The sequence below is a fragment of the Streptococcus oralis genome (assembly GCF_901543815.1).
Taxonomy (GTDB): Bacteria; Bacillota; Bacilli; order Lactobacillales; family Streptococcaceae; genus Streptococcus; species Streptococcus oralis_CM.
Genome location: NZ_CABEIU010000002.1, coordinates 1,653,006 through 1,672,525 on the forward strand (window position 1 = coordinate 1,653,006; position 19,520 = coordinate 1,672,525).

At 42.1% G+C, this 19,520-nt stretch carries 20 protein-coding genes and 1 tRNA gene; 4 read left to right on the forward strand and 17 right to left on the reverse strand.

The window, feature by feature from the left end:
* The first annotated feature begins 1 nt into the window (after position 1).
* Positions 2–1,441, forward strand: a complete 1,440-nt coding sequence (locus FQT28_RS08395) for a TrkH family potassium uptake protein (protein ID WP_143989926.1) — start codon at positions 2–4, stop codon at positions 1,439–1,441.
* A gap of 87 nt (positions 1,442–1,528) precedes the next feature.
* Here FQT28_RS08395 and FQT28_RS08400 read toward each other — a convergent pair whose 3' ends face one another.
* The 5 genes from FQT28_RS08400 to FQT28_RS08420 all read right to left on the reverse strand — a co-directional run bounded on the left by FQT28_RS08400 (position 1,529) and on the right by FQT28_RS08420 (position 8,013).
* Complete coding sequence (locus FQT28_RS08400) at positions 1,529–2,458, reverse strand: ATP-binding cassette domain-containing protein (RefSeq protein WP_143989927.1); 930 nt, start codon at positions 2,456–2,458, stop codon at positions 1,529–1,531.
* Positions 2,459–2,468: 10 nt separating this feature from the next.
* Positions 2,469–3,536, reverse strand: coding sequence for an ABC transporter ATP-binding protein (locus FQT28_RS08405; protein ID WP_138100795.1), 1,068 nt, complete (start codon positions 3,534–3,536; stop codon positions 2,469–2,471).
* Positions 3,537–3,544: 8 nt separating this feature from the next.
* Positions 3,545–4,471 carry an oligopeptide ABC transporter permease OppC gene (gene oppC / locus FQT28_RS08410; protein WP_125450037.1) on the reverse strand — a complete coding sequence of 309 codons (927 nt, stop codon included), beginning with the start codon at positions 4,469–4,471 and terminating at the stop codon, positions 3,545–3,547.
* Positions 4,471–5,967 (reverse strand): ABC transporter permease, encoded by a 1,497-nt coding sequence (locus FQT28_RS08415; RefSeq protein WP_143989928.1) that lies wholly within the window; start codon positions 5,965–5,967, stop codon positions 4,471–4,473. Before FQT28_RS08415 ends, oppC begins: the two co-directional genes overlap by 1 nt.
* A gap of 66 nt (positions 5,968–6,033) precedes the next feature.
* Positions 6,034–8,013: a peptide ABC transporter substrate-binding protein gene (locus FQT28_RS08420; protein ID WP_143989929.1), complete on the reverse strand. Its 1,980-nt coding sequence runs from the start codon at positions 8,011–8,013 to the stop codon at positions 6,034–6,036.
* Positions 8,014–8,321: 308 nt separating this feature from the next.
* On the opposite strand from FQT28_RS08420, the gene FQT28_RS08425 reads away from it, so the two are divergent.
* Positions 8,322–8,392: transfer RNA gene (locus FQT28_RS08425), tRNA-Cys, on the forward strand.
* A gap of 80 nt (positions 8,393–8,472) precedes the next feature.
* Here the strand turns inward: FQT28_RS08425 and FQT28_RS08430 are convergent.
* The 11 genes from FQT28_RS08430 to FQT28_RS08480 form a co-directional block, all read right to left on the reverse strand.
* Positions 8,473–9,804: a hemolysin family protein gene (locus FQT28_RS08430; protein ID WP_143989930.1), complete on the reverse strand. Its 1,332-nt coding sequence runs from the start codon at positions 9,802–9,804 to the stop codon at positions 8,473–8,475.
* Positions 9,805–9,943: 139 nt separating this feature from the next.
* Positions 9,944–10,768, reverse strand: coding sequence for a DNA/RNA non-specific endonuclease (locus FQT28_RS08435; protein WP_143989931.1), 825 nt, complete (start codon positions 10,766–10,768; stop codon positions 9,944–9,946).
* Between the two features lie 40 nt (positions 10,769–10,808).
* Positions 10,809–11,000, reverse strand: coding sequence for a DNA-directed RNA polymerase subunit beta (locus FQT28_RS08440; protein ID WP_000791880.1), 192 nt, complete (start codon positions 10,998–11,000; stop codon positions 10,809–10,811).
* Positions 10,990–12,270, reverse strand: a complete 1,281-nt coding sequence (murA, locus tag FQT28_RS08445; protein ID WP_143989932.1) for a UDP-N-acetylglucosamine 1-carboxyvinyltransferase — start codon at positions 12,268–12,270, stop codon at positions 10,990–10,992. Before murA ends, FQT28_RS08440 begins: the two co-directional genes overlap by 11 nt.
* Before the next feature lie 23 nt (positions 12,271–12,293).
* Positions 12,294–12,524 carry a DUF1146 family protein gene (locus tag FQT28_RS08450; RefSeq protein WP_125450031.1) on the reverse strand — a complete coding sequence of 77 codons (231 nt, stop codon included), beginning with the start codon at positions 12,522–12,524 and terminating at the stop codon, positions 12,294–12,296.
* 55 nt (positions 12,525–12,579) lie between these two features.
* Positions 12,580–13,617, reverse strand: a complete 1,038-nt coding sequence (locus FQT28_RS08455) for a SepM family pheromone-processing serine protease (protein ID WP_125450029.1) — start codon at positions 13,615–13,617, stop codon at positions 12,580–12,582.
* Complete coding sequence (gene coaD, locus FQT28_RS08460) at positions 13,601–14,089, reverse strand: pantetheine-phosphate adenylyltransferase (protein ID WP_125450027.1); 489 nt, start codon at positions 14,087–14,089, stop codon at positions 13,601–13,603. Before coaD ends, FQT28_RS08455 begins: the two co-directional genes overlap by 17 nt.
* Complete coding sequence (gene rsmD, locus FQT28_RS08465; RefSeq protein ID WP_125450025.1) at positions 14,079–14,618, reverse strand: 16S rRNA (guanine(966)-N(2))-methyltransferase RsmD; 540 nt, start codon at positions 14,616–14,618, stop codon at positions 14,079–14,081. Before rsmD ends, coaD begins: the two co-directional genes overlap by 11 nt.
* A 64-nt stretch (positions 14,619–14,682) precedes the next feature.
* On the reverse strand, positions 14,683–15,675 hold the full coding sequence (gene asnA, locus FQT28_RS08470; RefSeq protein ID WP_125450023.1) for an aspartate--ammonia ligase: 993 nt from the start codon (positions 15,673–15,675) through the stop codon (positions 14,683–14,685).
* Positions 15,676–15,783: 108 nt separating this feature from the next.
* Positions 15,784–16,467, reverse strand: a complete 684-nt coding sequence (locus FQT28_RS08475; RefSeq protein WP_125450021.1) for a Bax inhibitor-1/YccA family protein — start codon at positions 16,465–16,467, stop codon at positions 15,784–15,786.
* A 54-nt stretch (positions 16,468–16,521) separates the two neighbouring features.
* Positions 16,522–17,262 (reverse strand): TrmH family RNA methyltransferase, encoded by a 741-nt coding sequence (locus FQT28_RS08480; protein ID WP_125450019.1) that lies wholly within the window; start codon positions 17,260–17,262, stop codon positions 16,522–16,524.
* Between the two features lie 33 nt (positions 17,263–17,295).
* Here FQT28_RS08480 and FQT28_RS08485 point away from each other — a divergent pair, with 33 nt between their 5' ends.
* Together FQT28_RS08485 and yidC are read left to right on the forward strand one after the other, a co-directional pair.
* Positions 17,296–17,574, forward strand: coding sequence for an acylphosphatase (locus FQT28_RS08485; protein WP_001174620.1), 279 nt, complete (start codon positions 17,296–17,298; stop codon positions 17,572–17,574).
* A 77-nt stretch (positions 17,575–17,651) separates the two neighbouring features.
* Positions 17,652–18,578: a membrane protein insertase YidC gene (gene yidC / locus FQT28_RS08490; RefSeq protein WP_143990077.1), complete on the forward strand. Its 927-nt coding sequence runs from the start codon at positions 17,652–17,654 to the stop codon at positions 18,576–18,578.
* A 72-nt stretch (positions 18,579–18,650) separates the two neighbouring features.
* Here yidC and pflA read toward each other — a convergent pair whose 3' ends face one another.
* A complete protein-coding gene (pflA, locus tag FQT28_RS08495) occupies positions 18,651–19,445 on the reverse strand; it encodes a pyruvate formate-lyase-activating protein (RefSeq protein WP_061418174.1) in 795 nt (264 codons plus the stop codon).
* Between the last annotated feature and the right edge of the window lie 75 nt (positions 19,446–19,520).

A 19,520-nucleotide genomic window follows, 5' to 3' on the forward strand; every position in this document is an offset into this window, starting at 1 on the left:
AATGAATAAAAGTATGATTCGTTACCTCCTCTCAAAACTTCTCTTGATTGAGGCTATTCTCCTCCTAGTGCCTGTGAGTGTAGCGACCTATTACCAAGAATCCAGTCAAGTATTTATCGCTCTCTTTTCTACTATTGGAATTTTAGTCCTTCTCGGTGGTTTAGGTGTTTTACGGAAACCGAAAAATCAACGGATTTATGCCAAGGAGGGGGTCTTAATCGTTGCTCTCTGTTGGATTCTCTGGTCTTTCTTTGGAGCGCTTCCCTTTGTCTTTTCAGGACAAATCCCAAGTGTCATTGATGCCTTCTTTGAAATCAGTTCTGGATTTACGACGACTGGTGCTACTATCCTAACAGATGTTTCCGTTCTTACTCGTTCCCTCCTCTTCTGGAGAAGTTTCACCCACTTGATCGGAGGGATGGGGGTACTCGTCTTTGCACTTGCCATTATGGACAATGCCAAGAATAGCCACTTGGAAGTGATGAAGGCTGAGGTCCCTGGACCTGTCTTTGGCAAGGTCGTATCCAAGCTAAAAAACACTGCCCAGATTCTCTATCTGCTTTATCTGGCTCTCTTCTCCCTTTTTGTGGTTATCTACTACCTAGCAGGTATGCCTCTCTATGATAGTTTTGTCATCGCTATGGGAACAGCTGGTACAGGTGGATTCACCGTCTATAACGACGGAATTGCCCACTATGGTAGCTCACTCATCACCTATCTAGTTAGTATCGGAGTTCTGGTTTTTGGGGTTAACTTTAATCTCTACTACTACCTCATGCTCCGTCGGGTTAAGGCTTTCTTTGGAGATGAAGAACTGCGAGCCTATGTGATCATTGTCCTAGTTTCTACCGGCTTGATTACTCTTAATACGCTCCACCTCTACCAGGGTGTCTCTAAAAGTGTTGAAATGGCCTTCTTCCAGGTTTCCAATATCATCACGACAACAGGTTTTGGTTACGGAGATATTACCAACTGGCCCCTCTTCTCCCAATTTATCCTCCTCTTCCTCATGGGAATCGGTGGATCAGCTGGTTCAACTGCAGGTGGTCTTAAGGTGATTAGAGGACTCATTCTCTCTAAAATCGCAAAAAATCAGATTTTGTCCATCTTATCCCCTCACCGTGTTTTGACTCTACACGTCAACAAGACTGTGATTGACAAGGATACCCAGCACAAGATTCTTAAATATTTTGCCATCTACGTGATGATTATACTCTCTCTCATCTTTATCGTCAGTCTTGATAGCAATGATTTTCTAGTCGTAACCAGTGCTGTCTTCAGCTGTTTTAACAATATAGGACCTATTCTAGGTACAACCTCGAGTTTTGCCATCTTTAGTCCCATCTCTAAAATCCTCCTCTCCTTTGCAATGATTGCAGGTCGCTTAGAGATTTACCCAATTTTGCTGCTCTTTATGAAACGCACCTGGTCTAAACGTTAATTACAATACAATCCCCTTTTACAAACTCGTAAAAGGGGAATTTTTCTATTAAAAATGAGAAGACCATTCGGTCCTCTCCTAGTCTGTTTATTTTTTAAGAGCTTCTTTATAACGAGCAACTTCCGCTTGGTTAGCCCAAACATAGTGACCTGGACGAATTTCTACCATAGATGGCTTGTCTGTCTCATAGTCATGTTGGTCAGGATCGTAAACTTTCAAGACCTTCTTGCGTTCCAAGATTGGATCTGGAATCGGTACAGCAGATAGAAGAGCTTGAGTGTATGGGTGGACAGGATTGTTAAACAACTCCTCTGTCTCTGCTACTTCGACAATAACTCCTTTATAGATAACTGCGATACGATCTGAGATAAAGCGAACAACTGACAAGTCATGCGCGATAAAGAGATAGGTCAAGCCCAACTCTTTTTGGAACTTCTTGAGTAAGTTCAAAACTTGCGCACGCACAGATACGTCCAAGGCTGAAATTGGCTCATCCGCAATAACGAAATCAGGTTCCATCACAAGGGCACGGGCAATCCCGATACGCTGACGTTGACCACCAGAAAACTCGTGTGGATAACGGGTCAAGTGTTCTTTCAAAAGACCAACTTCATGAATCATCTTTTGAACTTTTTCTTTTCGATCTTCTTCATCTTTAAACAAGCGATAGTTGTAAAGACCTTCAGAGATGATATAGTCAACTGTCGCACGTTCATTCAAGCTGGCTGCAGGGTCCTGGAAAATCATCTGGATACGACGAATCAAATCTGATGATTCCTTCTGAGATTTTTTTCCATTGATCTTATGACCATCAAAGATGATCTCACCTTTACTGGTGTTATTTAACCCAATGATGGCACGACCAATCGTTGTTTTCCCACTACCAGACTCACCTACAAGAGAGAAAGTTTCTCCCTTGTTGATAAAGAAGTTGGCGTTTTTAACTGCGACAAACTTCTTACTTCCTTCACCGAAGGAAATTTCTAAATCTTTAATTTCTACTAATTTTTCAGACATTTCCTTCCTCCTAGTCCTCTAGATGAGCAAAGCCCATTTTATCACGAATTTTGTCATGCAAATCTGCGATGACCTCAGGTTTTTCAACTTTAGGAGCATTCTCATGAAGCAACCAAGTCTTAGCCCAGTGAGTATCAGTGACTGAAAACTGAGGTGCTTTTTGTTCAAAGTCAATTTGCATCGCATAATCTGAACGAAGGGCAAAGGCATCACCTTTCAACTCAGTATAAAGAGACGGTGGTGTTCCTGGGATAGAGTACAATTCCCCTTTATCGTCAGCAAGCTGAGGCAAGCTAGATAAGAGACTCCAAGTATATGGGTGACGTGGGTCGTAGAAGACTTCCTCAACAGTTCCGTATTCTACAATTTCACCAGCATACATAACTGCTACCTTATCCGCAATACTTGCTACCACACCAAGGTCATGGGTGATAAAGATAATGGTAAAGTGGTATTCATTTTGTAAAGTTTTAAGCAAATCAATGATTTGCGCTTGAATAGTTACATCAAGGGCCGTTGTTGGCTCGTCACAGATTAAGATATCTGGACGACATGCAAGGGCAATCGCGATAACGATACGTTGACGCATCCCTCCAGAATATTGGAAAGGATACTCGTCAAAACGTTTTTCAGCGTCTGGAATTCCGACCTTGTTCATATAGTCGATTGCCATTTCTTTGGCTTCCTTGGCTGTTTTTCCTTGGTGTTTAACGATTACTTCAGTGATTTGGCTACCGATTGTGTTGATTGGGTCCAAACTTGTCATAGGATCTTGGAAGATGGTCGCAATTTTAGCACCACGAATCTTCTCCCATTCCTTGTTAGAAGTCAAGGCTGTCAAGTCTTGTCCACGATAGTCGATACTTCCTTGTGCAATACGTCCATTATCTTCTAACATACCTGTAAAGGTTTTTGTTAAAACAGATTTACCAGAACCTGACTCACCTACCAAGGCAAGAACTTCCCCTTCAATCAGGTCTAGAGAAACTCCTCGGATAGCTGTCAGAACTTTGTCACGAACGTCAAATTCCACGACAATATCACGAGCAGTCAAAATTACATTATTTTCTTTTGTCATGTCTACTCCTATCTATGTGTACGTGGATCACTAGCGTCCGCTAGGTTTTGACCAACAACGAAGAGAGATAGGGACACCAAGATCAAGGTTGTCAACGGAATCCAGAACAAGTAGGCGTTGGTCGTAACGTTTTGTGAGTAATCTGAGATCAAACGTCCCAGACTTGGCACTGTTACAGGCAATCCCAATCCAAAGAAGGAAAGGAAGGCTTCATAAGAGATGAAGCTTGGCAACATCAAGGTCATCGTAGAAACAATAACGGATACCAATTGCGGCATGATATTTTTAACGATGATTTTAAAGGTTGGTGTCCCAAGTGTTTGAGAAGCAAGGTTGTATTCCAAGTCACGGTAACGCATGATTTGGATACGAATCATATAAGCAATCCCAATCCAAGTTGTCACACTCATGGCAAAAATCAAATTCCAGAAACCAGCACCGATTGAGTAAGTCAAGACGATGACAATCAAGAGAGATGGAATGTTTGAAATAATGTTATAAACTTCCATCATGACACGGTCAACAGATTTTGAAATTCCCCAAATTCCACCAACAATCACCCCAATTACAAGGTTGATAAAAGTGGCAATGACAGAGATGAGGATAGAGTTACGCGCACCAAACCAAACCCCGTCAAACAAGGATTTACCATTGCTATCTGTACCAAACCAATGTTCAGCATTGGGTTTGATAAAACGAGCAGAAAAGTCATTGACCTTACTTACATCGTTAAAGTCAAACTTTGAGAACATTGGATAAATAAAGCTCATCAAGATAATGGCTACCAAGATTCCCAGCATAACGACTGTTGATTTTTTCTTTAGAAACTGTCTAAATACAGAACCCCAGTATGAATAGGCAGGGGCGTCAATTGTTTCAGAGGCAAAATCGTCACGTTTTACGAACTGAAATTTTTCTTTTCCGATTGTTGACATTATTTGCCTCCTTTCTCTGTCAATTTAATACGTGGATCAAGCATGGTCATCCAGATATCTCCTACAAAGAGTGAGAAGATAGAAATACATGTAAAGATGAAGACGAGACCAACTACCATTGAGTTGTTTGATGCCTTAACAGAGTCGATCAACATTTTACCCATACCTGGGAAGGCGAAGACTGTTTCTGTCAATGTTGCACCACCAATAACTCCGATTACGGCGCCAGGAATACCTGACACCAATGGGACCATGGCATTTTTAAAGATGTGTTTATTTGAAATTTCTTTCTCAGACAAACCTTTGGCACGAGCAAAACGTACAAAGTCCTGTGATTGCAAGTCGATCATGTAACGACGAATCCAGATAGCCGTACTTGGCGCTCCCAACAAACCTAAAATGACTGCCGGCAAGACATAAGAACGCCAGTCCCCAGCTCCCAAGATAGGGAATGAATCTGGAAGACCAATGGATGATCCAATCAAACGCACGATGTAAACCAAGGCAATCGTTGGAAGGGCAAGCAAGAAGGTCAGAGCACCTGTCGAGAAGCTGTCAATCCAAGTATTCTTGTGGCGAGCCATAGCAGATCCAAGTGGAATAGCGATAGCATACGAAATAATCAAACCAATCAAACCAGCAACAGCTGAACTTGCAATCATAGATGGGTATTGGTAATTGCTTTCTGTAGCCGTGTAAGGATCGTCCTTACCAAAGTTTGCCACCTCACGTGCGTCTGCTTGACTTGGTGATTTGTAGGTACGAGAGTAGATATCTACAGATGAAGTCTTTTTACCTGTAGGGAATTGAACTTCTCCTGTCTTAGTTTGTCCCTGACCTTGTGTGATAACTTGAAGCACTGGTGTGTTTGCATAAGTTGGGTAAGAGTCACCCAAGTTAATGTTCACAAAGTTTTGGTGTACAAATGGGAATTGGTTATTGAAATACAAAAGATACTTATGTTTTGTACCTGAACCAACTAATGACCAACCGATAGCAGGGTCATTTTCAAAACGAAGATAGCGTTGCAAGTTTGGATTTTCAGGGTCCTGAATCTTGTTTGTATGATCAACATCAATCAAGTTTGCATAGAATTTGAAAACACGTTCAAAAATCGGAATTTCACGCGTAGCGTAGAATTGACCACTTTCTGAGAATACACCTAGTGTCCAACCATTTCCTAGTTGGTTAATGTATTTTTCGTAGATTGCCTTGTTGGTATCATTTGCATCTACTGTTACAGATGAGTCCATCGTGCTCGCTTTTTCTTGCAACTCTTTGGTATCGTAGTACTCGATATAGCCCATCCGCTCATAAACGGTATTTTCATAATTGTCCCGTTTATCTGGCGTCGTTGCAATCTTGTTATAGTTGGTATCCTGCTTGAAAATCAATTTCCGAGGAACCATCGTATAGATAATCGTGTAGGTCAAGGTTGTCACCAAGAAAATAGACAACAATGAACGCAATACACGCATAAAAATATATTTCTTCATATCGTTTCCTTTTAAAATCCCAAAAGAACCTTCTCCTCATGGAGAGAAAGTTCTCTTGAGAGTTATTTATTTAACGTGATTAGCCAATTCTTTTTGAACTTTTTCGTTTGATTCTTTTTTCTCTTTGAGCCATTTCTCACGAGCTTGTTCATAGTCAGCTTTGGTTACAACCTTGTCTTGTAACTGAATATACTTGAAGTATACATCTGAGCCTTTATCTCCAGATTGACTGAATGAAGCTGAGAATGGCACAACACGAGAAATGATAGGTGCAGCACCACTTGATGCCATAGCTGGCAAGAAGAGTGAGCTGTCTGTCAACCAAGCTTGGGCAGCAGCATATTTTTCATAACGAACATTCAAGTCGCTAGTTTCTTTTCCTGCTTCATCAACTAATTTATCGTATTCTTTCAAACCAACTTGAGCTGCTGCAGCATTATCTGCACCTTCGTAACCCATGTATGTTTTTGTTTGTTCAGCATTCGTTGTCTTCAAGATATCAAGGTAAGTTGATGGATCTTCATAGTCAGGGTTCCATCCAACAGCACCTGAGAGATCCCAATCTTCCGCTGCTGCGTTTGCAGCATAGTAAGTGATATTATTCAACTCATCTTTAGAAACTTGTTGGATATCGATGACTACATTGTCTTCTCCAAGCACTGTTTCAACGGATTGTTTAAAGGATTGGATACGTGCAATGTAGTTCTTATTTGTTTGATCTACTGGAATATCCAAGTGGATAGGGAATTTCACACCTTCTGCTTCCAAAGCAGTTTTAGCTTTGGCAAATTCGGCTTTGGCTTTATCAGCATTGAAAAGACCATCCTGACCATCAGCAAAGTTTACGTTCTTCCACTCATCACCGTAAGCAGCCATCTTATCAGTTACCAAGTCACCGAAAGTTTTTTCGCCTGCAGAAACAAACCCTGGTTTCACAAAGAGGTTACGAACTGCAAGAGGAGCGCCTTCTTTACCATTAATTTGTGCTGAGTAAGAAGTACGGTCAAAGGCAAAGTTCAAAGCCTGACGGAAGTCCTTGTTAAGAAGGGCTTTCTTAGTAGAAGTCTTCTCTTCATCAGTTGTCTTAGAAGTGTATTTGTAACCTTGACGGTCAATATTCACACCCAAACCACCAATACCAGGTCCTGATGGATTGTAGTAGATATTGTCCTTGTAGGTCTCTTCTACTTTAGAGTAGTTTGAACTTGTAGGGAAAAGGCGAGCATAGCTATAAGCTCCACTTGTAAAGTTACGTTCAAGAGACTCTTGGTCTGACCCATCATAGAAAGCAAGGGTTACTTTATCGAGATGAACATTGTCTTTATCCCAGTATTGTTCATTTTTAGCAAACTCGATAGAAGACTTAGCAGTCAAGCCTTTGAGCAAGAATGGTCCATTGTAAAGCAAGGATGTAGGATCAGTCGCTTTAGCAAAGTCAGCCCCTTTTGATTTTTCAAAATCTTCGTTCAATGGCCAGAAGATTGAATAAGCCATCTTAGAGTTCCAGTATGGTTCTGGTTGGTTCAAAGTATACTCAAGAGTATAATCATCAACTGCTTTTACTCCTACTGAAGAAAAGTCTTTGTTGTTTCCAGCTTTATAGTCAGCTAGACCTTTAACTGAATCTTCTGCTAGATAAAGTGCTTCAGACTTGTTATCAGCCGCGTGTTTCAAGCCATTTACAAAGTCTTTCGCTTTTACTTCAGCATACTCTTCTCCATCTGATGTCATCCATTTGACACCTTGACGAATCTTGTAGGTATAAGTCAAACCATCTTTTGAGACTGACCAGTCCTCTGCAACTGCAGGAGTCAAATTCCCATATTTGTCATTTGTAAAGAGACCATCGATACCATTTGAAGTGGCAATCTTAGTACTTTGTTTCCCTGAAATGAGGTAATCCAATGTTTCCGGATCAGCTGTATAAACATAACCATAATTTTTTGGCGCTGTTGAATCCGATGATTTTGAAGAACCGCAAGCAGCTAAAACGCCAGTTGCTAATAGAGCAATTCCTGCCGCAACAAATACTCTACTTTTTTTCATATTGTTAACTCCTCTTAAAAAAATTTAGGCTTGTCATCAATTATATCATATATTATCCAAAAAGTAAACGAATTTTCAGAATATTTAGGCGTATACTCTCAAAAAACTTTCATTTGTCAAATTTCTATACTCTTTGTTTGCTATCTAGGTGATTAGAATGGCAACTTTACAGCCCGTAAGGAATGATTTCCAGACTTTCTCTCTCGGTTTTCAAGCCTGTCATAAAAAGGGAAAGTTTCCTAAATCGGATTTTCGTTTAAGAAACTATTGACGTAGAATCATTTTCAAGGTATAATAATAAACGTTGAGGCGGTATAGCCAAGTGGTAAGGCACGGCTCTGCAAAAGCTTGATCGTCGGTTCAAATCCGTCTACCGCCTTATAATAAACCAAAAGACTCCCCGTGAGTCTTTTTTCTTATAAATGGGAGCTTGGGCACCTGACGGTGACTCAAGCTCTTTTATTCTGTTTCTTCTTCATTTTCTATTTCAGTGATTTGAACTTTCACCTTAGTGACACGTCCGTTTTTCACCTTGTCGTTGGTGAGTTTGATTTGTTTGTTTTGGCTGACCAACTCAAAACTGATTTTTTCAGTTGTAGGAATGGTTCCTACTCCAGTTAGATAGTAGCCTGCGATAGTATCAACGTCATCACTTTCCAATTCAACATTAAAGTAGGCATTGAAGTCATTGAGAGTCATTGTCCCTTGAACGATGTAAGTATCCTCGCCGATTTGATAAACATCTATTGCCGCTTTATCTGTTTCGTCATCGATTTCCCCAACGATTTCCTCTAAGAGGTCTTCCAGTGTGACCAGACCAGCCATCCCACCATATTCATCTAGCAGAATTGCCATCTGTCTTTGGGTATTTCGCAGTTCTTTTAGCAAGTCATCCACAAAAATGGTTTCAGGGACAAAGAGTGGATCTTGTAAGATCCTCTTCCAGACAATATTGTCAAAACCGTCCTCAAAGGCTGCCTTAAGAAGACTCTTGGTGTGAATAATCCCAATCACATTGTCCTTATCCCCATCATAAACTGGGATACGGGAAAAGTTTTGTTTTAAAATACTTTGGATAATGGTTTGGCTATCATCCTGAATATCCACCATAAAGGCATCTGTCCGAGGAACCATGACTTCTCTCGCCATCAGTTCATCTAGAGAGAAAATTCCCTGTAGCATTTCAATCTCATCTGCATCCAGTGTTTCTTCACTATTGGTGAGCATGTACTCTATTTCATCACGTGTCATCTTTTCATCAGCATCATCAAAGGTCATTGGCGTCACACGACTCAACAAATTAGTTGAAGCAGATAGTAGCCAGACAAAGGGACTTACAATCTTTCCAAGACCAATAATAATTGGTGCTGTTCGAATCGCTAAAGCATCTTTCAGATTGAGGGCAATCCGCTTAGGATAGAGTTCCCCAAAAACAATGGAAATGTAGGTCAAGAATGCCAAAGAGAGGAAACTTGCAATGGCGTAAGCCGTCTCTCCGTTCCCCATCCAAGAGGCAATTACTTGTCCAAGTGTATCTGCCAATTTGGCCCCTGACAAGATCGTAATCAAGGTGATACCGACTTGAATCGTTGATAAAAAGTGATTAGGATTTTCAAGTACCTTTAGCAAACGGATATAACGTTTATCGCCTTCTTCTGCCTTTTGCTCTACTCGGGCACGGTTTAGTGACACCATCGCCATTTCAGTGGCTGAGAAAAAAGCATTTAACAAGGTCAAGATAAATAATAATACAAACTGTAGCAACAAATTCTGACTGCTCGGGTCTTCCATAGTCCTTCTCCTAAAATAGTATCTTGTGTTCCATTATATCACAAATTAACGTAGGAATCACATTATTTTCTAATTTATACAATCGCTCCCTTATCAATGACGGACAAGGGAGCGATTTCTGTTCTTTTATAGATTGTTTCTAGTTTATCACCGTGACTTGACCTGTTCGGTAATCAAGCTGGATGCCCTTTTGAACATTTGGGATCAGGACGTTGAATTCCAATTCTCCATCCGAAGACTTGGCTTCGATTTGTGAAGCGGACGGAACTAGATCCTCATTTGTCGCATAGTGGAGTGTCACGCGGTAACGGACTCTCTTATTCTGATCCAAGGCTTTCCTAACCAAACTCTCATAATAGTTCTGACCAGTCGAATCTTCAGCCTGCGCTTGATTCGCCCAAGCTGTCTGGACTGCAATGTTCTTGGGATTGCTGGTAGAGGCATCAAAACCATCCAAACCACCTATCAAGGCATAGCCCAGCAGGTGTCCTCTATCAACTGCATGTGTATAGATTCCCTTTAGATTCTTGACCTGATGCCACCCTGGTGGAGTCCAAGAGGTGGATCCATTGCCAGTCTCTTCACGATTCTTATATTGCCGAGTCGCTTTGGATAAGAGGGCATTGGCAACAGTTGGGACGGTCTCTTTCCCGACTGGTTTTATTTTATTATCCGCATAGGGTTTGCTAGAAACCTTAGCATCTAGATTGGTTTTATTACCATTGACGACAAAGGCACCTGCCCCATTCCATTCTAAACCACCTTTTATTTGGTTCTTGATTGACTCGGTTAAGACACTTTCTGCCAACTCCTGACTGGGAGCTTCTGAAGCTTGTTTTTTCTGACTAACTTTGGTTTTAGGCGTGTTTGATGTCGACTGCATCAGCTTGATATAATAGCTTCCAGCAGCCAAGAGTAAGAATATAAGTAACCCTACTAGTGTCTGTCTCGTTTTTTTGTTCATTTTTCTCCTTATTTCTTTAGAAAAAGACTGGTTTCCCAGTCTAATTTCCTGTAAATTTACTAATCAATTCTTGCCATTTCGCTGGAGACAAAATCGCCCATGGATCCTGTCCCTTTCCTAGAATCCCGTAGCCGATCATCAAGCCGATTCCTAAAGCGAGGAATCCCAGCAAGAGTACGATAAAAATCAACAGTAAGCGACGGAGTACATAACGTATGTTTTTATTCTTCATCCTTAACCTCAATCCGCTGAATCTTCGCTCCTAGCTGAGCTAACTTCTCATGGAAGCGGTAGCAACCTCTATCAAGGTGGACTAATTTACCGACAACTGTCTCTCCTTGCGCTACCAAACCTGTCAGAACCAAGGCTGCACTGGCACGAAGGTCTGTTGATAAAACTTCTGCTCCCTGTAAAGCCTGTCCTCCTACGATACGGGCTGTGTCACGGATAATTTCTGAATGCAAGCCCATCCGACGCATTTCCTCCAGATGTTGGAAACGATTCTCAAATACAGTTTCCACCATGGTGGATTCCCCTTTTGCGACTGTCATCAGCGCTGTAAATTGAGCCTGCATATCTGTCGGGAATCCTGGATGTGGCAAGGTTTTTACATGAACAGCCTTGAGATTTTCCAGTTGAGAACGAACACGAATACCTTCCGACTCCTCTGTCACCTCAACTCCCATTTCAAGGAGTTTAGCAATCAAGGGGCGATTATGCTCCCAGACTGCATCTCGAATGAGGACATCTCCACCCGTCATAGCTGCCGCTACCATAAAGGTCCCGGCTTCGATACGGTCCTGTACCACATTATGAGTTGTGCCATGGAGTTCCTCGACACCAGTCACTGTAATTGTTTCAGTACCAGCTCCTTTGACCTTAGCCCCCATTTCATTAAGAAGGATAGCAAGGTCAACAATTTCCGGCTCACGCGCAGCATTTTCAATCACTGTCACACCGTCAGCTAGAGTTGCTGCCATCATCAGGTTTTGTGTTGCGCCGACACTAGGAAAGTCCATGTAGATATGAGCGCCATGCAAGCGTTCTGCCTTAGCTTCAATGTAACCAGCTGTCTGGCTGATCTTAGCCCCCATAGCTTCCAAACCCTTGAGGTGGAGGTCGATTGGACGACTCCCAATGGTACAACCACCTGGCATGGATACCTTGGCATGGCCTACACGAGCAAGGATTGGTCCCAAGACCACGATAGATGCCCGCATCTTACTGACATACTTATACGGAGCTTCCTCCGTGATATCACCAGTCGCATCGACTTCGATAACATGACCTTCCTCATCAAAGTCCACCTTGGCATTCAGACCTCGAACCACTTGATTCATGGTGAAAACATCTGACAAGATTGGAACATTCTGCAAGACTGTCTTACCCTTGCTTGCTAGAATAGTCGCCGCCAACAAGGGCAAGACAGCATTCTTTGCTCCCTCGATGTTCACACTCCCGACCAGACGATTATCTCCGCCTTGAACCACAATTTTTTCCATAGTTGTTTCCTTTACTTTTGATTTTATAATAGTCCTCTAAGTGCTTCTTGCCACAGTTGGTACAAACTGATAAAGAATAAACTCAAGATGTAGCCCATTACAATACTAAAGAAGCCTACCAACAAACGAACTTTTTTTGTGTTAGTAGCGGTCACTTTTAAAACCTTTTCCCATCTCACAAGATCTTTCAAAAGGTAAAAACTCAAATAAATAAAGAGTATATGACTACTTAGAGTGAATAATAATTGAACCATTTGACTATTATACCATCTTATCCGCTTACGCGCTAGTTTTCGATTTTTCTACGAATTAGGGGTTGTTTTTAAGGTAATCAATCGCATCCTGCAAGGTTTTTACAGGCACGATTTTCATCTCCGTCTTGATTGTTTTAGCAGCTTCTAGGGCTGTTTCATAGTTGCTTTTCGCATTGGGATCTGCTTTTTTTGCTTCCTCGGTAACTGGATTGTCAGGAGCAAAAAAGATGTTGGCTCCCTGACGAGAGGCTGCAACTACTTTTTTGTCAATTCCACCAATATCGCCAACATTTCCATCGCGATCAATAGTTCCCGTTCCCGCAACGATGCGGCCATTACGAAGTCCTGGATCTGCTATCTGGGTGTAAATAGCTAGGCTAAACATGAGACCTGCACTTGGACCCCCGATACCAGCTGTTGAAAAGCGAATTGGAACATCACTGGTCACTTCCGTACGATCAATCAAACCAATCCCAATCCCGTTTTTCCCGTTTTCCAGAGTGATAATTTTACCTTCAGCAGTCTTGACTCTTCCGTCTTCTTCGTAGGTTACCTTGACTGGATCCCCTAGTTTTTGAGAGTTGACATAATCAATCAAGTCTTTGGAACTGTCAAACGTCTTATCATTAACAGCCGTAACGGTATCCGCAATGTTCAGAATGCCTTTGAAGGTTGAATTGTCCGTCACGGTCAAGACATAAACTCCCAAGTACTTGAGTTCGATATCCTTGCCTGCCGTCTTCAAGCCTTGATACTTGGCCATATTTTGGGATGTTTGCATGTAGAACTGATTGATCCGCATAAACTCTGCATCTGTAGAGCCACCCGTTGTATCCTGAGCGCTTCTAATATCCGTAAATGGAGTCAGCCAAGCATAGACAAGATGCGATAGGGTTGCATGTCGAATACCGACTGTTACAAACTGGTAAGCTCCTGCTTCTGTATCTTCTGTTTCATTTACTTTCAAAACTTGACGAATATCTTCCGCTCCACCTGGAACTTCTATGTAGTAAGGTAAAGGTACTACAAAGGCTAAAAAAGTCAATACTAGTGCTAGGATGACATATAAGGGCCATCTAGTTTTTTTCTTCATGTTCTAATTCCTCCACAACACTGTTTGGGACATATTGCTGAATCTCCTGACCAAACTTCAGGAGCTCTCTCACGGCTGACGAGCTAATATAGAGATGCTCTGGGCGACTATGTAGGTAGACAGTCCCGATTTCTGGAGCCAGTTGATAATTGTAGTAGTCAAAACTAGCCTCGTATTGCAAGTCGGTGGCATTCCGCAAGCCACGGATAAGGGTCTTAGCACCCAGTCTTCTTGCAACATCGACGACTAGCTGGTCATGAGAAGCCAACACCTCTACATTATCTAAATGCGCCACAGCTTTTTCGACTGCCCGTTTGCGATTTTCAACAGGGAGAAAACCTTGTTTGTGGGGATTGTAGAACACCCCGACATAGAGCTTATCAAAGAGTTTGCTAGCACGTTCAATGATATCCAGATGTCCATTTGTCATCGGATCAAATGATCCTGTAAATAATCCAATTTTATCTGACATAGACTGTCACCTTACTAATCCCATATATTTTTTCCTTCCAGATACCGAGACAGGCAATTTCTTCTGGAAGCTCCACTGCTTTATCCGTCTCACACACGACCATGCAATCTTCAGAAAAAAGTTCTCTCTCAGCCATTTTTTCAATATCTGCTACGATTTGTTCTTTTGCGTATGGAGGGTCTAAAAAGACCAGATCAAAGGGACCTGTAACTTGCTCCAAAGCACGCTCAGCTTCCATCTTTAAGAGCTGAAATTTAGAAACTTCTTTGGTCATTTGGATATTTTCAGCGATGATAGCTTGTGCCTTTCGATCCCGTTCCACTAAGACAGCATGGGACATCCCTCTTGACACAGCTTCAATAGACAGACCGCCACTGCCAGCATAAAGATCCAAGACACGTCCACCCTCAAAATAGGGGCCAATCATATTAAAGATAGCTCCACGCACCTTATCTGATGTTGGCCTCGTCGTCTTGCCTTCTAGCGTCTTGAGAGGACGCCCTCCGTAGATTCCTGATACGATTTTCATACCGTTTATTATACCAAATTATAGGCAAAAAGAGAAAGAAAACCGAACCTTACGGTTCGATTCTCTACAAGATATTTTCGTACGTATCGCGAACTTCTTGAGGCCAGACACTGGTCTGAACCTCTCCAATATGTTTCTTGCGAAGAAGGAACATGGCCATCCGAGACTGTCCGATACCCCCACCGATTGTCAATGGGAAAAGACCGTTAAGCAGGGCCTTATGCCATTCCAACTCAAGACGATCTTCGTCTCCTGTAAGGGCAACTTGGCGACGAAGCGTGTCTTCATCCACCCGAATCCCCATTGAGGAAAGTTCAAAGGCACAGCCAAGAGGTTCATTCCAAACCAGGATATCCCCATTCAGTCCCTTGTAGCCATTCTCAGACTCTGTTGTCCAGTCATCGTAGTCAGGCGCACGGCCGTCATGAGGTTTCCCGTCAGGCAACTCGCCACCAATACCAATCAAGAAGACTGCACCGAACTCTTTACAGATTTCATTTTCACGCTCTTTCGGTGTCAAGTCTGGGTAACGTTCTACCAACTCTTCTGTATGGATGAAGGTGATTTGTTTTGGCAAGATAGATTCGATATCATAGCGGGCTTCTACTGCTAGCTCTGTCAGACGAATAGCCTTATAAATCTTTTCAACGGTTTCTTTGAGATAGGCGATATTACGTTGTCCATTTGGAATCACTTTTTCCCAGTCCCACTGGTCTACATAAACAGAGTGGGTTGCATCCAGCGAATCTTCGTCTGGACGAAGAGCCTTCATGTGAACAAACAGACCTTCTCCTTCACCGAAACCAAAGCGAGCCAAAGTGTGGCGTTTCCATTTGGCAAGTGAGTGAACGACTTCATAGGTTTCATCTGGAATCTGTAAGACCTTTACAGATACTGGATTTTCGACACCAGACAGGTTATCCTGCATCCCATCACCGACCTTGCTCAAGATAGGACCTTGAACCTCGACAACTTCTAACTTATCTTTCAAATACTGGGTAAAAGTGTTTTTAACAAAAGAAATTTCTTCTTGCTGATGAATAAAGCTTTTCTTCATAACTACTCCTAAAAAATTAGTTAAAAGCATTATACACCTATTTTCAAGAAAAGGAAAGAGTAAATAAGAAAAAGTCAGTGCTCTTTAGAACACTGACTCTGTCATTCTTTAATCGTTTCGACCAAAGATTCGTAAAATGCTAAGGAAAAGGTTGATAAAGTCTAGGTAGATGCTGAGTGCCATTGAGATGACCCAGCCTGTTGCTACTTGCCCTCTTGACTGCTCATAAACATAGCGAATCTTTTGGTTATCCCAAGCAATTAAACCTGAGAAAACCAAGACCATGGCAATACTAATCATGTAGTCAAAGAAGCCACTAGCTAAGAAAATATTCACAATCATGGCAATGATGAGACCAACGAGCGCCGCCATCAGAGCTCGACCCATTCCACTCAAATCTTTCTTGGTGAAAATCCCGATTGCCGCCATGACAAAGAAAAGAAGGGCACTGGATACAAAGGCTGATAAGACGGTCCCAGGTGTATAGAAGGCTACGACAAAGCTGAGCGTAAATCCATTTAAAACAGAATAAACTAAAAATACTGGGAGAGCTGCTGGGCTATTTTTTGCAGCCATACCACTTGCAACAAATACTAGACCAAGTTCTGCAAAAGTTGCAATCATCAACCAGAGACGACCATGCATTAAAAAGTAGACCAATTGAGTCTGAAAGACCGTCAACATCAAAGCTGACACCAGAGCTGATAGGCCAATCCCAAGCCCCACAAAGGCATAAACCTTAGCGTAAAATTGATTGAGACCTGAACGTTCTTGAATAATTGTTTGATTCATTCCGATTCTCCTTTTTCTATAAATATGTCTTGATTATAACAAAGTTTTTATAAATTAGCTGAAATAAAACATCAAAATGCCTGCTGCAACTGCCACGTTGAGACTTTCTGCTCGACCTTTCATGCTTATATGAACCAGCTGATCAGCACTCTCAGCCATGACAGAACTAATCCCCTGTCCTTCATTTCCCATGACTAAAACAAAGTCTTCTAGGGGAGAAAGTTCACGATAGTCCTTGGATTCTTTAGATAAGGTCGTTGCCAGAATGGGCAAGTCACTCTTTTTAGCCCCTTCTACAAAGTTGGCAACAGGCATACGATAGATGGGCAAATGAAAATGACTTCCCTGCATGGAACGCAAAGTCTTGAGACTGTAGATATCCGCTGACTTGTCTGAAACAATGACCCCTGTAAAGCCTGCCGCATCCGCAGTCCGAATCATGGTGCCCACATTACCAGGGTCTTGGACATCCTCTAAAAATAGATACTTGCCCTGACGAAAATCAGGCAGTCCCACTTCTTCTTTTTGAATCACTGCAACAATCCCTTGAGGAGTTTGCGTATCTGCCAAATCCAGCAAAATCTCCTCTGAAACCCAGATAGTTTGAGGAAAAGCCACTAACTGATCTCGGTGACTTTCCAGAGCAAAGATTTTCTCAATCGTCACTCCTGCTTGAACAGCTTCTTCGAATAAGTGCCAGCCTTCAATCAAATAAGCAGACTTTCGATATTTTTTTTGATGCAATTTCTTGGCATTTTTTACCACAGAATTGGCTTTTGAGGTTATAATAGTCATAGAAATATTATAACACAATCAAAGGGGTTTGGTATGCAAAAGGTTAGAATGATTGCCCAAGGTAGGGTGCAGGGTGTTGGTTTTCGCTGGGGCGTTTATACTCTAGCGCTTGAAATCGGTGGCATCACTGGTCGTGTCTGGAATAACGATGATGGAACTGTCGAAATCCTTGCTCAAGCAGACTCCTCTGCTACCATGGCGAAATTTATCCAAGAAATCCGAAAAGGCCCTACACCTTTCTCAAAAGTCACCTATCTAGATGTGCAAATGAGTAATTTTTCATCCTATTCAGACTTCAAAGTCGCAAATTAGGTCTCCAGAACTATTGTATATTTTACAAAAAAACAGTAGAATAGAAAGGTATAATTTTTAAAGAAGGAATGAAAACATTGAAATCTATTAAACGTTTTGCCCTCTCTGCTATGGGAGTGGCTATGCTACTCGTCTTGACAGGTTGTGTTTCTGTTGATAAAACGACTGGAGAACCGACTGGATTTATCTGGAACACCATCGGAGCGCCTATGGCAGAGGCCATCAAATACTTTGCTAATGATATGGGACTTGGTTTTGGGATGGGAATTATCATCGTCACCATTATCGTGCGTTTGATTATCTTGCCACTCGGTATCTACCAATCGTGGAAAGCGACGCTTCACTCTGAAAAGATGAACGCCCTCAAACACGTGCTTGAACCACATCAAACACGTCTCAAAGAAGCAACAACTCAAGAAGAAAAACTTGAGGCTCAACAAGCTCTCTTTGCCGCCCAAAAAGAACATGGTATCAGCATGCTAGGAGGCGTCGGATGTTTCCCTATCTTGCTCCAAATGCCTTTCTTCTCTGCTATCTACTTTGCAGCCCAATACACTGATGGGGTAGCTAGCTCTACCTTCTTGGGTATCGATCTTGGTTCACCAAGTCTGCTCCTTGTTGCCTTCGCTGGTATCCTCTACTATCTCCAATCACTCCTCTCACTTCATGGAGTAGAAGATGAGATGCAAAGAGAACAACTCAAGAAAATGATTTACATGAGCCCGCTCATGATTGTCGTCTTCTCCTTCTTCGCACCAGCCAGTGTGACGCTTTACTGGGTTGTCGGTGGTTTCATGATGATTCTCCAACAGTTCATCGTTAACTATGTTGTTCGTCCAAAACTCCGCAAAAAAGTTCGTGAAGAATTTGCCAAAAACCCACCAAAAGCACGTTCATTTTCAACTGGAGGCGGACGCAAAGATGTCACTCCAAACCAAGCAACTGCGATTATGACTAATAAGAAACATAAGAAACGCAATGCTGGTAAACAACGATCTAGATAAGACTCAAAAAGCTTAGCTGAAAGGCTAGGCTTTTTGCATCAAAAAAGCCCGATGTCTCCATCAGGCTTCTTTTTATCCATGAACACGTTTCATGTAGTCTTGGTAGCTTTCTGTATCCATCAATTCCTTGGCATTCTTCACACGGTCTGCTGTGGGAGGTTTGACTCCTTCGAGCGAATAAGGAATTCCTAGTTCACGCCACTTGAATTCTCCCATCGTATGATAAGGTAGGATTTCAAACTTGTCAACGTTTTTGAGGGTTTTGACGAATTTACCGAGTTCGATCAAGTCGTCATCTCTGTCTGTCAATCCCGGAACCAGCACATGGCGAATCCAAACAGGCTTCCCAATATCTGATAAGTACCGGGCACAGGCCAAGATGTTTTTATTGGTTTGGCTTGTGACAATCTTGTGCTGTTCTTCATTGATTTCCTTGATATCCAAGAGAACTAAGTCTGTCACCGCCATGAGTTTATTAAACTTTTCGAGATAACGTGGTGTATTACGGAAAGGAAGGGCACAGGTGTCCAAGGTGCAGTGGATTCCTTTTTCCTTAGCCTTGGTAAAAAAGGCAATCAAGAAATCAATCTGCAAGAGTGCCTCTCCACCACTAACAGTGATTCCTCCCTTGTCTCCCCAGAAACCACGATAACGAAGGGCTTCTGTCAAGACATCGTCTACTGTCCGTTCGCGTGATTTATTGGTCTCCATAGCCCATGTATCAGGGTTATGACAGTACTGGCAACGCATGTGACAGCCCTGCAAAAAGACAATAAAACGAATCCCAGGGCCATCTACCGCCCCAAAACTCTCTGTCGAATGCACCATTCCTGTCACTTGTCCATAGTCAATTGTTTCTTCAGACATATCGTCACCTTCCTTGAAACAGTTTTATAGTTTTATTATATCACGACTTGAGGGAAAAACAAGATTTTTGTCTAT